We start from the raw sequence: 15,439 nt of genomic DNA, 5'->3' as shown, positions 1-15,439 counted from the left end.
CAAACTAAACGAAAATATTCTTCTGAAAATGATTGCCCTAGCCCCGATAGAAGTGAAAATCCTTTTGTGGCGGGGTTCGCCACAAAAGATTGCAACGGATAGCGGGATTAGCTCCTAAAAAGATTGATTAATCCAATGTCTGCGTGATTTTATCAATATTCAAACTATTTGCCATTGCGGTAAAAATATCATAATACACAGATTTATTATCGTAAAGTTCCTCATGCGCGCCTTGTTCGATACATTTTCCTTTTTCTAGAACTATAATGTGCGAAGCGTCAATAATTTGAGAAATACTATGCGAAATAATAATCACAGTTCTGTCTTTTTTTATTGCGTCTAATGATTTCTTAATTTGCTCTGTTGCAATCGCGTCCAAACTTGCTGTGGGTTCGTCTAAAAAGATAATTGGCGGATTCTTTAGAAACAATCTTGCAATCGCAATTCGTTGTTGTTGTCCGCCGGAAAGCAAATGCGCATCAGAATCATAACCTTTTGGCAATTGCATCACTTGTTCATGAATATAAGCTTGTTTTGCAGCGTCTATAACCTCATTTTCTTTGGCTTCAGGATTTCCGTAGAGAATATTTTCTGCAACTGTACCTTTAAAAATGTGATTCTTCTGCAAAACCAATCCAATATTTTTTCGCAGAAAATCAGTATCGTAGTCATTTAAATCAACTCCGTCTAAATAAATTTTACCTGAAGAAGGCAAATAAAACTTATCCAATAAATTAATAACAGTACTTTTTCCGGCACCGCTTAAACCAACCAAAGCAGTTGTTTCATTTGGTTTTATGGTGAAATTAATATCCGAAAGTGCTTTGGTTCCATTTGGATAAGCAAAATCTACGTTTTTGACTTCAATTAATCCAACGATTTTTTCTGGAATATAAGTTCCGCTGGTTTCTTTTTCATTTTCTGATTCTAAAATATCGAAGAAACCTTCTGAATAAATCAAGGCATCATTTACTTCATCATAAATACGATGCAATTGCCTGATCGGTGACGAAACATTATTAAACAACATAATATGAAACATGATCGCACCAATTGTCATTTTATTATTCAAAACAAAATAAGCGGTAAGAATAATGATAATTACAACACCTATTTGCTCGATAAAACCTTTTATACTTTCAAAAATAAAACTGGTTTTTCTTGTCGCCAATTGATTTTCGGTCATCTCAAATTGAATTTTCTGATGCCGATCTGCTTCCATTGGTTCTCGCACAAAGGATTTAATCACTGTTATGGATTCAATTAAACTGATGATTCCGTTATTCTTTGTTTCGCGATAATTACGCATTCTTCTTCTAAAACCACTTAATTTTCTGGCTTGTAACTGACTTACATAGAAATAAATTGGAATAATGAACAAACTAACCAAGCCGACATAAACATTGGCATAAAACATCAAAATTAAAGCCACAAACGCATTAGCAAACAAAGGCATTATATCAATGAAGAAATTCTGAACCAATTTTGTCAAACTGCTGATTCCTAAATCAATTCGGGTTTGAAGTTTTCCGCTTTCATTTTCGCCTGACGTATAAAATTCCATTCTATAGCTTAGAATTTTCTCAACAATGGTTTGCGAAATATCTCGGGTTATAAAGATTCGCAGTTTTTCTCCGTAGAATTTCTGTCCAAATTGTACTACTGAATAAATCAATTCTTTAGAAAGTAAAACAATACTTATTATACCTAATAAATGAAATCCTTTTGATAATGGTTCGTGTGCCACCATTAAATTACTGATAGTATCAACTGTATATTTTAATATCAATGCATTTACCTGTGCTGCAAATGAGCCCAAAAAAGTTAGTAGCAGCGTTGCAATTACCATTTTTCGATAGGGTCTGACGAAAGGCGTAATTTTTTTATATAGGGCGGATACTTCCATTTATTTTTTAATTTTTGGGCAACTATCAAATATAAGAATTCTAAATTTGTGTTTCAAAAAAGTCGTACCTTTAAATTCAATATTATGAAACTCGTTTTCGCATCAAACAATCAAAATAAAATCAAAGAAATTCAAAGTATTCTAAACGGATCTATACAGTTATTAAGTCTTGAAGATATTGGCTGTTTTGAAGAAATTGAAGAAACTGCAGATACTATTGAAGGAAATGCGATTTTGAAAGCCAATTATGTAACTGAAAAATATGGTTATGATTGTTTTGCTGATGATTCAGGTTTGGAAGTTACGGCTTTGAATGGAGAACCAGGCGTATATTCGGCCAGATATGCAGGTAAACAACGCAATGCTGATGATAATATGAATAAACTTCTGGATGCTTTAAAAGATAAATCAGATCGCAGTGCACAGTTCAAGACCGTTATTACATTAAATATAAAAGGAGAACAACATTTATTTACCGGAATCGTTAAAGGAAATATTACTTTGGAAAAAACAGGAAATCAAGGTTTTGGGTATGATCCAATTTTTCAACCGGAAAATTATACTGAAACTTTTGCCGAATTACCTTTGGAAATCAAAAATAAAATTGGTCACCGCGGAAAAGCAACTCAGCAACTAATTGATTTTCTGAACTCCACAAAATAATTGTTTAAAATACAACATTTTAGAGTCGGAATTTTATATTTCGCGACGTTTTTTTTGGGAAATTTCTCTAATATCTTGTAAAAATCATTTTACAATAAACATAACTTTTTGATAATCAAATCATAACAAATACATAATTCTTAAAATAGCATTAGTTTATCTGAATAATTAACAGTAATTTTGCACCCTATTTTAAAAACACATATGAATAAATTTGAACAATTAGGATTGAATGAATCGTTACTGAAGGCGATTTTAGATCTAGGATTTGAAAATCCGTCAGAGGTACAGGAAAAGGCGATTCCCCTATTATTGGAAAAAGACACAGATATGGTTGCGTTGGCTCAGACAGGGACAGGGAAAACGGCAGCTTTCGGTTTTCCGCTAATTCAAAAAATTGATGCTGACAATAGAAACACACAAGCATTAGTTTTATCGCCAACACGAGAACTTTGTTTACAGATTACCAACGAACTTAAAAACTACTCAAAATACGAAAAAGGTATTAATGTGGTAGCAGTTTACGGCGGGGCTAGTATTACAGAGCAAGCCAGAGAAATTAAAAGAGGTGCACAAATTATTGTGGCAACTCCGGGGAGAATGCAAGACATGATCAACAGAGGTTTGGTTAACATTAAAAATATAGATTACTGTATTCTTGATGAAGCTGATGAGATGTTGAACATGGGATTCTATGAAGACATCGTATCTATTTTATCAGATACTCCAGATCAAAAAAGTACATGGTTGTTCTCTGCAACTATGCCACAAGAGGTTGCCAGAATTGCAAAACAATTCATGAGCGAACCAGTTGAAATTACTGTTGGAGCTAAAAACTCAGGTTCTGCAACAGTTTCTCACGAATTTTACTTAGTAAATGCACGTGATCGTTACGAAGCTTTGAAACGTTTAGCCGATGCTAATCCAGATATTTTCTCTGTGGTTTTCTGTCGTACTAAAAGAGATACACAAGCTGTAGCTGAAAAATTAATTGAAGATGGATACAGCGCTGCTGCATTGCACGGAGATTTATCTCAGGCGCAACGTGATGGTGTAATGAAATCTTTCCGTGGAAGACAAATTCAGATGCTTGTTGCTACTGACGTTGCTGCACGTGGTATTGACGTTGATAATATTACTCACGTAGTAAATTACCAACTTCCTGACGAAATTGAAACTTACAATCACCGTTCTGGACGTACTGGTAGAGCTGGAAAATTAGGAACTTCTATTGTAATTGTTACAAAAAGTGAGTTGCGTAAAATTTCTTCTATCGAAAGAATCATCAAACAAAAATTCGAAGAAAAATCTATTCCTTCTGGAATCGAAATCTGCGAAATTCAATTGTTGCACTTAGCAAACAAAATTAAAGATACTGAAGTTGATCACGAAATTGACAACTATTTACCAGCTATCAACAATGTTCTTGAAGGTTTATCTAAAGAAGAGTTGATCAAGAAAATGGTTTCAGTAGAATTTAACCGTTTTATTGCTTACTACAAAAAGAACAGAGATATCTCTAATCAATCTTCTGAAAGACGTGAAAGAACTGATTCTGAGCCAAGAGAATTCAATAATAACGGAGCAGTTCGTTATTTTGTAAACATCGGTTCAAGAGACAACTTCGATTGGATGACACTTAAAGATTACTTGAAAGAAACATTAGACTTAGGTCGTGATGACGTTTTCAAAGTAGATGTAAAAGAAGGTTTCTCTTTCTTTAACACTGATCCTGAGCATACTGATAAAGTAATGGAAGTATTAAACAACGTACAATTAGAAGGACGTCGTATTAATGTTGAAATTTCTAAAAATGATGGTGGCGGAAGACGTGACCATAATGGTCGTAGCGGTGGCGGACGTTCTTCTGGAGGTCCAAGACGTGAAGGCGGAGGAAGTTTCGGTCCAAGACGTGAAGGTTCTGGTGGTGGCGGATTCAGAAGCGACAGAAACTCTGCTCCTAGAGAAGGTGGTTTCAGAAGCGACAGAAATTCATCTGCTCCAAAAAGAGAAGGTGGTTTTAGAAGTTCAGCTCCAAGAAGCGAAGGAAGTTCAGACAGAGCTCCAAGACGTTCTGAAAGCTTTGGTGATTCACCAAGACCAAGAAGACCAAGAAGAGATTAATTCTTTAATATCTTAAAATACAAAATCCCAAATTCCAGACATAATTGGAATTTGGGATTTTTTTTTACATTAAGAATCTTACGCTCTATAAATGAGTTTTGTATTTTAATCTTCCTTATCCCTTTTATCGAAATACTAAAAGTAACGCCACAACCTTTGTTAATTTTCTGATAATTATATTCGAAGACTGCAAAATATTTAATCCTGATTTACTACTTTTAGTGCTTTAAATCAGGATATGAAATATTTCGCAGTTTTCTTTTTCACACTACTATCAGCCGTTGGTTTTGCGCAAGACACAGAATCTACAGTTCCGCAAAGAGTGTCCGGCTACATCATTAACGATAATAGTAAACAACCTCTTGCCAACGTAAATATCATCAACACTAACAAAGTGCGGGGTGCTATGTCTGATGCTAAAGGATATTTTGAAATTGATGTACAACCAAATGATACTATTCATTTTTCTATACTTGGATTTCAATCTCTAAGAATTAGAGTTACGAATGACTGGATAAAAAATAAAGTAACGCGAATTCAGCTTACTGAAAAAGCAATCGCACTTGAAGAAGTTGTAATTGCTCCTTTTAATCTAACAGGATATCTTGAAGTCGATTCAAAATTGATTCCAACAAAAGAAAACTATCGTTATAGTATTTCTGGTCTTACACAAGGTTATGAAGCGGGTGAATATTCTCCAAATGCATTTGGAAAAGTATTAGGATCTATCTTTAATCCTGCCGATGTACTTTATGGTTTCTTCGGAAAAAATGGAAAAGAACTCAGGAAATTAAAGGATATGAAGAAAGATGATACGATTCGAAATTTATTAGAATCAAAGTATGATCGCGAAACCATTTCTGTACTTTTAGGTATTAGCAAAGATGAAATCCCTGAAATTTTACAGCGTTGTAATTATTCTGATTCTTTTATTCAATCAGCAAATGATTTACAAATTATGGATGCAATTAGTGGTTGTTACGAACAATATAAAGTCTTGAAAAGGAATTAAACTTTACTTTTAAATCAAAATATACAAATCCTCAATCTTTAAAATTGAGGATTTTTTTATGCCTTTTTCGAAATAATAAAAACATCTCACTTTATTACATTTTAACACTTAGCTTAATAAATGTAGGCTTTCACGTTTTTTTTGACTAAATTAGATTCCCTTACTTCTATCAAATTTTAGATTCCGAATATAATTACAAAGCTTACAATGACTGATATTACACAAAAAATCCTAAACTTTATTGATCTTCATAAAGGCGAAGAAAATAAAAAACTAGTAATTGAAAATATTACAAGTGCTGTATCTTTTAGAGGTTCTAACATTTGGATTTTAGCTTGCGCAATTATTATTGCATCAGTAGGATTAAATGTAAATTCTACGGCAGTGATTATTGGCGCTATGTTAATTTCACCATTAATGGGGCCAATTGTTGGCGCTGGTTTTGGTTTAGGAATGTATGATTTTGAACTTGTCAAAAAATCAGTCAAAAATTTATTGATCGCGACAGTTGTTAGTTTAACAACGTCGGCGATCTATTTTTATATAAGTCCTTTTAAAGAAGCACAATCTGAGTTATTAGCCAGAACTTCTCCCAATATTTATGATATTTTAATTGCCTTTTTGGGCGGTTTAGTAGGTGTAATTGCTGTAACTCGTGTCGAAAAAGGAAATCCAATTCCTGGTGTTGCCATTGCAACCGCATTAATGCCTCCGCTTTGTACCGCCGGTTATGGTTTGGCTTTAGGTAATTATCTTTATTTTTTTGGCGCATTATATCTTTATACAATCAATTGTGTATTTATTTGTATTGCCACTTTTGTTATCGTAAAATATCTGAATTATCCAATTACAAAACAACTAAATCTAAAACATCAAAAGCGTGTAAAATATGGCATTACCATTATGATTTTACTTTTGATAATTCCCAGTATTTATTTTGCATACCAATTATACATTCAAAAAAGCTATAATTCCAGAACAGAAGTTTTTATCCAAAAAGAATTTCTTGACAATGATTATCCTATTATTTATAAAAAAATAAGATACAATACAGATCCAAAAAGAATCGAATTGGCTTTTTTAGCAAAAAAATTTAGTGACATCGAAATTGCTGATCTTAATAAAAAACTAGTCAATTATGATTTACCAAATACAAAATTGATTATTAGACAAGACACAATTAACTTAAGAAAAGATATGATGAATCAAATCAATAGCAATCAAAGTGTTGTTGATCAAAAAGACATTCTCATCAATAATCTCCGAACTGAGTTATCACAATATCAATTCAATACAAATCAAATTAGTGCCGAAGCTAAAATATTATTTCCAACTATAACTTCTCTTGCAATTGGCAATTATACAATCGAAAACGATGCGAATAAACCTAAAGTAATTCCAGTAATTCTGTATCAAAGCAAAAAAAGTATGGATTTACAAACTCAGCAAAAAATGAAATTATGGCTTAAAGAAAGACTTGCGAAAGACTCAATTGAAGTATATCAGCAAAATAATTAATATAAACCCAAAAATAGAGCTTATATTTACTTAATAATAAGTTAATTATCTAAATCAAAATATTATGGCAAAGAGTCAGGATGCTAAAAAAACAGCAAAAAAAGAACCGTTAAAAACGGCTAAAGAAAAGAAAGAAGAAAAAAGGGAAAAGAAAAATTCTCCTAAACGAGACTAATTTTTTTTAAGTTTCCAGTCGCAGTTTTCAGTATTTGTAATGAATACTGAAACTGAAAACTGAGACTCAATTCTCAGTGCAGAATTTTAGATATATCGATAATTTAAAATTAGAAGCAATGAAGAAGAATTACATTTTAAAAATTACACTTTTGTCGTTTTTATTCTTTTTAAGCGGCAAAAGCTTCTCACAACATACTGATTTAGTAGACGATTCTCAAACTCAAGTCTTAGCAGATTCTACTAAAAATTATCTTATTCCTGATGCTACAAACAAAGGAATGAAATGGTCAAGAACTCATAATAAATGGTTTTCGGCAAAACTAGGCTTCGCTCCTATTTTAGATTACAACGCAAATTTTCAAAATCAAGACAGTAAAAATCAGGTTGGTTCACAAGAAAGCCGATTTGATATCAGAAGCGCCAGAGTTATGGTTAGCGGAAAAATCAATTTTAAAAATCCCTGGAAATACTTAATAAGCGTTGAATATAAAGGTTTAGACCGACCTGATGACGCAAATAACTTTGGTATTACTGATTTTAAAATTGTAATTCCATTATCGAAAAACAGCGAACTAAACGTTGGAAAACTCAAAGAAACTTTTATTTATGAAATGGTTGGTGACGCTGCCAATTTACCTCACTTTGAAAGACTTTTAAGCCCCTTTTTTAATAGTCGGAATATTGGATTGATTTATCGTCATTACCTTCTCGATAATAGATTAACTATTTCTGGAGGTGTCTTTAAAAACTGGCCCGCAAGCGACAAAAGTTTTGAAGGCACGAGTAATACTTTTACGGCGAGAATTACCGGATTACCAAAATGGCAAAATGATGGCAAAGAATTTATGCACGTGGCTATTGGTGCACGTTATGTAGAAGCACAAGACGGCGTAATTCGATTAAAAGGTAAAAACGAATCGAATATATCATCTAATTATGTTGATACAGGTAACATGAATGCCAAACACCAATGGAATTTAAGTATGGAACAATTGTGGAGTCTGGATAATTTTTCGGTCTTAATGGAATATGTTCACAACTGGACTGCAACAACTGATTTTGGTACAGAACAATTTAGCGGATATTATGTAACCGGAAGTTATGTTTTAAGCGGTGAACAGCGTCCTTATGATCAAAAAGCAGCTTACGCAAGAAGAATTAAACCAACAGGAAAATACGGTGCCTGGGAAATATTTGCACGTGTTGGCGCAAATGATCTTGAAACTAAAGAAATTCACGGCGGAGTTAACAATCGCTATGATTTAGGGCTAAATTGGTGGGCAACTCAATACTGGAAAGCAGGAATGGTTTACGGAATTGGTAATCTTGAAAAAGACGGGATTACAGGCGTGACTAATAGTCTCCAATTTAGAATTCAGTGGATATATTAGAAAAAAAAGTATTCAGTCGCAGTTTTCAGTCTCAAAGGAAACTGAAAACTGGAACTGAAAACTGTGACTTTTTTATTTAACTGGAATATTCGAAAGAATTTCTAATACAAATTTCCAATATTTTTGAGCCGATGAAATACTTGCTCTTTCATCTGGTGAATGTGCTCCGTGAATTGTTGGTCCAAAAGAAATCATATCCATATCAGGATAATTAGTTCCTAAAATTCCACATTCTAAACCAGCGTGACAAGCAACAACTTTAGGTTTTTCATTATTTTGTTTCTCGTAGATTCCAACCAAAGTATCTAAGATTTCAGAATTTACGTTTGGTGTCCAACCTGGATAAGAACCTGAAAGTTCTACTTCGCAACCTACTAATTCAAAAGCAGAACGAAGAGAATTAGCCAAATCAAATTTTGAAGTTTCTACAGAAGAACGTGTCAAACATCCAACAGATATTTCACCATCTTTTACAATAACTCTGGCAATATTATTTGAAGTTTCAACCAAATCAGCCATATCAGCGCTCATTCTGTAAACACCGTTATGAGCAGCATAAATAGCACGAATAATACCTTCCTGAACTCCTAAATCCATAACCTTTGCAGGTAAATCGCATTTCACGATTTCGATAGATAAATTTGGTTCCGTTGTTTTGTATTCTGCTTTAATATCGTTGATGATTTCCTGCATATCAAAAATATACGCTTCATCAAACATTTCAGAAATAATAACTTTTGCAACACTTTCTCTTGGAATTGCATTTCTTAAACTTCCACCGTTAATTTCTGCCACTTGCAAACCAAAGTTTTCAAAAGCATCAAATAATAAACGGTTCATAATTTTGTTAGCGTTTCCTAAACCTTTATTGATATCCATTCCTGAATGTCCGCCATTTAAACCTTTTACGGTAATAATATGTCCAACTGATCCTTCCGGAACTTCTTCTTCATGATAAGTTCTTGTTGCTGTTACATCGATTCCACCAGCGCAACCTATATCAATTTCATCATCTTCTTCTGTATCTAAATTCAATAGAATCTGACCTTGAAGAATTCCTCCTTTTAAGTTCAACGCTCCAGTCATTCCAGTTTCTTCATCGATTGTAAACAATGCTTCAATTGCCGGATGCGGAATATCTTTGCTTTCTAAAATAGCCATAATTGTCGCTACTCCAAGTCCGTTGTCAGCACCAAGCGTTGTACCGCGCGCGCGAACCCAGTCACCATCTACATACATATCAATTCCTTGTGTATCGAAATCAAAAACAGTATCTGCATTTTTTTGGTGCACCATATCAAGGTGTCCCTGCATTACAATTGCTTTACGATTTTCCATTCCCGGAGTTGCAGGTTTACGGATAATTACATTTCGAATTTCGTCTTCAAAAGTTTCTAAACCTAAGCTATTTCCAAAGTCTTTCATGAACTCAATCACACGCTCTTCTTTCTTTGATGGACGCGGAACTGCGTTTAAATCGGCAAACTTATTCCATAGCGCTTTAGGCTCCAGATTTCTTATTTCTTGACTCATTATATTTTGTTTGAAGTTTAACAATTAAGAGTTCCAAAGTTACAAAGTTTAAAGGGAATGTCTTCGTTTTTTTTGCCACGAATTGCACGAATAGACACAAATTAGAAGCGCTCTAAAATTGAATTATACGAATATTTACTACTTTTTACATAATTAAAAATAAAGAAAACCTGTAATTCGTAAAAATTAGTGCAATTCGTGGCTAACTTTTTTAATCATATAAATAAGAGATATTGATTTTACTTAGGATATTTTGAGGAATCCAACGAAGTATTAAAAACAGATAAAATATAAATTGTTTTCAACTTTTCGTCAATAAAATAAAAGATAATAAAAGGGAATTTTTTCGTGGGAATACCGTGATAATCTTTATATCTAATTTGAAAGAAAGGATTTTTAGTTAAGGTTTCTATATGATCTTCTATAACCTGGTAGAAATACTCACCCAACCCACTTTTCTTAGATTCGTAATAACCAATCGCATCTTGTATATCCAGAAGTGCTCTTGGCTCAATTACAACTTCAAAAATCATTTACCTGATTTAAAATGCAATTGCTTTTTTGCTTCATTCCAAGGAAGAAAATCATCCACTTTTGAAGTTGATCTTCTTTCATCTAATAAATTTTTCATTTCTTCAGTAACAGAAAATTCATTAATTACAGTTTCATAATTAAACTTTTCTATCAATTGCATAAAGAAAGACAATTCATTATCTGGAATATTTAAAGTGATTTGTGTCATTATCCTTTTTATTGAATAACAAATTTACAAAAAAGAAAGTGAACTACTATTTTAATTATTATTTTTAACCAAAAAGTAAAACCGTGCGAAGAAAACACATACTTCCCTTATTCTTATTAATTCAGATTATCATTCTAAAGATTCTTCCTTTTTTTCCGGAATTTATCGAAAGCTTTTACAGCAATGGTTTGTATTTAAAAATATCTCACTTTTCACGAACTCTATTAGGTAAAATTCCTTTTTCGGTTGGAGATTGTATTTATTCGATTCTAATTTTATTAGTAATCCGATGGTTTTGGAAAGTTAGAAAAACATGGAAAATCGAATGGAAAGATAATCTTCTAAAAGCCTTAAGCTGCCTTTCTGTATTCTACTTTTTCTTTCATTTGCTTTGGGCATTAAATTATTACAGAGAACCGCTTTTCGAAAAAATGAACATCAAAAAAGAATATAATGATGCTGAATTATTAGCTTTCACTAAAAAACTAATTACCAAAACAAACGAAATCCAGTTTCAAATTACGAAGAATGACAGCGCCAGAATTGTTTTTCCATACTCACAAAATGAGGCTTTCAAAATAAATTTAAATGGATATAAAAATCTTGCACAAGAACATTCCTTTTTTAAATATGAAACCTTAAGTATCAAAAAATCTCTCTTTAGTTTGCCTTTAACTTATATGGGATTTGGAGGTTATTTGAATCCTTTTACAAATGAAGCTCAGGTAAATGATTTGCTTCCAATGTATAATTTTCCGCTTACAAGCTGTCATGAAATGGCGCACCAAATGGGTTTTGCCAGCGAAAGTGAATGCAATTTTATCGGTGTTTTAGCAACAGTAAACAACAATGATTTATATTATAAATATTCCGGATACAGTTTTACATTGCATTATTGTCTAAGTATTTGGAAAGTAAAAAATGAGAAAATATTTCAGCAATTGAAGAAATCTGTTCATGGCGGAATTTTAAAAAACTATCAGGAAAGCTATGATTTCTGGAAAAAGTATGAAACTCCAATTGAAACCGGATTTCAGATTTTCTACGATAATTTTCTTAAAACAAACAATCAAAAAGACGGAATGGATAGTTACAGCAAATTTGTAGATTTGATGGTGAATTATTACAAAACCAAGCCTTTATAAAAATTGCCCACTGATTTTAGGGATTGTACAGATTAACACAGATTTTTTTTCCATAGATTAAAAAAATGATCCAAAAAAAATCATTAAAATCTTCTTAATCTGTGGCAGAAAAAAAATAATATGTAGTAAAACACTAAAAAAAATTAACATTTGTTGTAACAAAAACGCTTTCATTACCACTAATACAATATGAGCGAAAATCTAGAACAGTCATTTGTTGCGCAATTGCAGGCAAATCAGAATATAATCCACAAGATTTGTAGATTATATACTGCTGGCGAAGATGCTCATAAAGACCTGTTTCAGGAAATTACCATACAATTATGGAAGGCATATCCAAAATTTAGAGGCGATAGTAAATTTTCGACCTGGACGTATCGCGTTGCCTTAAATACAGCCATTACATTATACCGAAAAACCAAAAGAACCGTATCGACAGTTGAATATGAAAGCCATCAGCATTTTGTAAAAGATGTCGATTACAATTATGAAGAGGAAGAACAGATTAAATTGATGTATAAAGCTGTTTACCAGCTTAATGACATCGAAAAAGCATTAGTTTTTATGTATTTAGAAGACAAAGATTATCAAGAAATAGCCGAAACCTTAGGAATCAGCGAAGTGAATGCGCGCGTGAAAATGAACAGAATTAAAGGGAAACTTAAAAAAATACTAAATCCTTAAAAATTATTATGAAAGAACTGGATTTACTAAAAAAAGACTGGAAAAAGAACTCGGATTCTTTTCAACAAATTTCTGAAACAGAAATCTACAAAATGATTCACAAAAAATCATCTTCAATCGTGAAGTGGATTCTGATTATCAGTATTTTGGAAATTTCATTTTGGACTTTCTCCAATTTATTTATCAATACTGATGATGTTTTGCAAAAAATAAATCATCCTGAAATCGTAACTGCACTTGAGTTTTTAACTTATTTCAATTACGTAGTTGTATTGATATTTGTTTTCATTTTCTACAAAAATTACAAAACAATTTCAACAACTGTCGCAACAAAATCTTTAATGAGTGCGATTTTAAGAACCAGAAAAACGGTTCAGTATTATGTGTGGTATAATCTGGGAATGATTGTCGTTACTGCTATTTTAAGTTTCTTTATCGCATTTGTCTACAATCCTGACATGGCATTTTTAAGAGAAAAACTAGCCGTAAATGGAAAAGCAATGTTTGTAACCGTGGGAATATTAATTCTGGTTATACTAGGTTTCTTCGGGCTGTTCTGGTGTTTTTACAGATTGCTTTACGGAACTCTATTGCGTAGATTATATTCTAATTATAAGGAGTTGAAGAAGATAGATTTCTAACGAAAGGTTCAAAGTTGCAGAGGTACAAAGGTTCAAAGGTTTTTTAAGAAACTAAGATTCTGAGTTACTAAGGTTCTAAGTTTTTTTATTTTGATTGAAAAAACTTGAAACTTGAAACAATTAAAACCTGAAACAAAAAATCCAGAATCTAATATTCTTCTGGTCCTTTGTAACTCCATCTTCTCATTTCGTTAAGTTCTTCCTCGACTTTGATTACTTCGGCTGGAATTACTTTTAAAAATGATGGGTGTTGTTCAATTGCGTATTCTACTTTTTCTACAATTTCTTCGATGGTATCGTTTTCATAATCAATATCAAGAGGTTCTTTGATGATAAATGATTGTAAAATTCCTTTTTTCTTCATTCGTAATCCTTTTTTGTCAAACGAACGGCGGAAACCGTCAATAACAATAGGAATTACAATTGGTTTATGTTGCTTTATAATATGCGCAGTTCCTTTTCGAACTGGTTTAAACGATTTTGTGGTTCCTTGCGGAAAAGTAATTACCCAACCATCTTCTAATGCAATTCTGATATTTTCGGTGTCATTTGGGTTAACTTCACGTTTTTCAGTAACATCAACACCTTTTGCACGCCAGGTTCTTTCGACAGTAATTGCTCCAACATAAGCTAAAATTCTTGGCAATAAACCAGCTTGCATCGTTTCTTTGGCAGCTACATAATAAATATTCATCTTAGGCTGCCACAAATAACCAATGTTCTTAATATTATCTTCACGTCCGCTTAAACTTGCGTTAAACACGTGAAACATAGCTACAACATCGGCAAAATAAGTTTGGTGATTTGAAATAAACAAAACATTTGTATCCGGAAGTGATTTAATGATTTCAGATCCTTCGATTTGCAATTCATTAAAACCCCTATATCTTCTATGCGTCATGGCTCCCAAAACACGGATTAACCATTTTTTGATGAATAATATATGTCCAAAAGGATTTCGTTTAAACAATCCCATAGCTCTTTAATGTGTTTTTTGTTAGGACGCAAACATACAAAAATTATTCTTTTAGCAATAGTACAAAACAATTTCGGAAATAAATTGTTATTTAAATGAATATCAAATTGTTAATTTTATGTTTTTACGATTTTTCTTCAAAAGTCGTTTTCAGCACATCTCTCAACTCACTTAAAATCATTGCGGTCGCTCCCCAAACAATGTGATTTTGAATATTAAATGCCGGAACTAAAATATTGTTCCCGTAAGAAGTTGACAATGTGGCTTCGATGATAATTTCATCATCCAAAAAAACGGATAATGGCAATTCTATAATATCTGCAACTTCTCTAACATCCGGATAAAAGGAAAGTTCTTCTTTTGAAATTCCCAAAAATGGATGTACCAAAAAATTACTTGGTGGAATATACATTGGAGAAAAATGCTTGATAACTTCAATTTTATTTGGCATCACTCCTACTTCTTCGTGTGTTTCTCTTAAAGCTGTTTCTTCAAAATTTGCATCGGTAGTTTCATATTTTCCTCCCGGAAAAGCAATTTGCGAAGAATGAACTCCATTATACGCATTTCTTACGATTAAAACCAGATGTGTTTTTCCATTTTTTGGATAAAAAAGCATCATAACGGCAGCAATTCTCGGATTTTCGGCATTAAAATCATGGTTCTTCAAAGACTCTATTCTTTCTTTAGGAGCCATTTTTAGATGTGACGAAAGTGCCGGTAATTCAACTGGAATTAAATCAGGAACATGTTGCAGAAAATCTTTAAAATCCATTAAAAAGGACGTTTGTTATTTGAAATAAAATATAAATATACTCTAGAAATCGTCAGTTCACAAGTTTTAACACAACCAAAAACTATAATTTCAAAGTCAAGACAATCAAAATCAAAATTTTACAGAAGAAATATTTTTTGTTTATAGTTCGA

Annotated in this window: 14 protein-coding genes; 8 read left to right on the top strand and 6 right to left on the bottom strand. The window is 32.5% G+C overall.

The features are described 5' to 3' along the window. Nucleotides 1-127: 127 nt before the first annotated feature. Nucleotides 128-1,906 carry an ABC transporter ATP-binding protein gene (locus WN975_RS01535; RefSeq protein ID WP_337964895.1) on the bottom strand — a complete coding sequence of 593 codons (1,779 nt, stop codon included), beginning with the start codon at nt 1,904-1,906 and terminating at the stop codon, nt 128-130. Between the two features lie 84 nt (nt 1,907-1,990). Here WN975_RS01535 and WN975_RS01530 point away from each other — a divergent pair, with 84 nt between their 5' ends. From WN975_RS01530 to WN975_RS01510, 5 genes are all read left to right on the top strand, one after another. Further along, nucleotides 1,991-2,569 (top strand): non-canonical purine NTP diphosphatase, encoded by a 579-nt coding sequence (locus tag WN975_RS01530; RefSeq protein ID WP_099711522.1) that lies wholly within the window; start codon nt 1,991-1,993, stop codon nt 2,567-2,569. A gap of 204 nt (nt 2,570-2,773) precedes the next feature. Next, a complete protein-coding gene (locus tag WN975_RS01525; RefSeq protein ID WP_099711521.1) occupies nt 2,774-4,693 on the top strand; it encodes a DEAD/DEAH box helicase in 1,920 nt (639 codons plus the stop codon). Nucleotides 4,694-4,931: 238 nt separating this feature from the next. Next, nucleotides 4,932-5,705, top strand: coding sequence for a carboxypeptidase-like regulatory domain-containing protein (locus tag WN975_RS01520; protein ID WP_099711520.1), 774 nt, complete (start codon nt 4,932-4,934; stop codon nt 5,703-5,705). A 207-nt stretch (nt 5,706-5,912) separates the two neighbouring features. Beyond that, nucleotides 5,913-7,223 (top strand): TIGR00341 family protein, encoded by a 1,311-nt coding sequence (locus WN975_RS01515; protein ID WP_337964894.1) that lies wholly within the window; start codon nt 5,913-5,915, stop codon nt 7,221-7,223. 293 nt (nt 7,224-7,516) lie between these two features. Then, nucleotides 7,517-8,791 (top strand): porin, encoded by a 1,275-nt coding sequence (locus WN975_RS01510; protein WP_337964893.1) that lies wholly within the window; start codon nt 7,517-7,519, stop codon nt 8,789-8,791. A 72-nt stretch (nt 8,792-8,863) separates the two neighbouring features. Here the strand turns inward: WN975_RS01510 and WN975_RS01505 are convergent, their stop codons facing one another. The 3 genes from WN975_RS01505 to WN975_RS01495 all read right to left on the bottom strand — a co-directional run bounded on the left by WN975_RS01505 (nt 8,864) and on the right by WN975_RS01495 (nt 11,066). Then, nucleotides 8,864-10,324, bottom strand: coding sequence for an aminoacyl-histidine dipeptidase (locus tag WN975_RS01505; RefSeq protein WP_337964892.1), 1,461 nt, complete (start codon nt 10,322-10,324; stop codon nt 8,864-8,866). Nucleotides 10,325-10,563: 239 nt separating this feature from the next. Then, entirely contained in the window at nt 10,564-10,857 is a 294-nt protein-coding gene (locus WN975_RS01500; protein ID WP_337964891.1) for a type II toxin-antitoxin system RelE/ParE family toxin, read from the bottom strand. After that, complete coding sequence (locus WN975_RS01495) at nt 10,854-11,066, bottom strand: hypothetical protein (protein WP_337964890.1); 213 nt, start codon at nt 11,064-11,066, stop codon at nt 10,854-10,856. Before WN975_RS01495 ends, WN975_RS01500 begins: the two co-directional genes overlap by 4 nt. An 83-nt stretch (nt 11,067-11,149) precedes the next feature. On the opposite strand from WN975_RS01495, the gene WN975_RS01490 reads away from it, so the two are divergent. From WN975_RS01490 to WN975_RS01480, 3 genes are all read left to right on the top strand, one after another. Then, complete coding sequence (locus WN975_RS01490) at nt 11,150-12,211, top strand: DUF3810 domain-containing protein (RefSeq protein WP_337964889.1); 1,062 nt, start codon at nt 11,150-11,152, stop codon at nt 12,209-12,211. 189 nt (nt 12,212-12,400) lie between these two features. Further along, complete coding sequence (locus WN975_RS01485; RefSeq protein ID WP_068843197.1) at nt 12,401-12,895, top strand: RNA polymerase sigma factor; 495 nt, start codon at nt 12,401-12,403, stop codon at nt 12,893-12,895. Between the two features lie 8 nt (nt 12,896-12,903). Continuing rightward, nucleotides 12,904-13,536 carry a hypothetical protein gene (locus WN975_RS01480; RefSeq protein WP_337964888.1) on the top strand — a complete coding sequence of 211 codons (633 nt, stop codon included), beginning with the start codon at nt 12,904-12,906 and terminating at the stop codon, nt 13,534-13,536. Between the two features lie 148 nt (nt 13,537-13,684). Here the strand turns inward: WN975_RS01480 and WN975_RS01475 are convergent, their stop codons facing one another. Next, complete coding sequence (locus tag WN975_RS01475; protein WP_337964887.1) at nt 13,685-14,512, bottom strand: lysophospholipid acyltransferase family protein; 828 nt, start codon at nt 14,510-14,512, stop codon at nt 13,685-13,687. Nucleotides 14,513-14,636: 124 nt separating this feature from the next. Then, nucleotides 14,637-15,287: a CoA pyrophosphatase gene (locus WN975_RS01470; RefSeq protein ID WP_337964886.1), complete on the bottom strand. Its 651-nt coding sequence runs from the start codon at nt 15,285-15,287 to the stop codon at nt 14,637-14,639. Between the last annotated feature and the right edge of the window lie 152 nt (nt 15,288-15,439).

The sequence above is a fragment of the uncultured Flavobacterium sp. genome, from assembly GCF_951805225.1.
Lineage (GTDB): Bacteria > Bacteroidota > Bacteroidia > Flavobacteriales > Flavobacteriaceae > Flavobacterium.
This window is presented reverse-complemented; position numbering and strand designations above follow the sequence as displayed.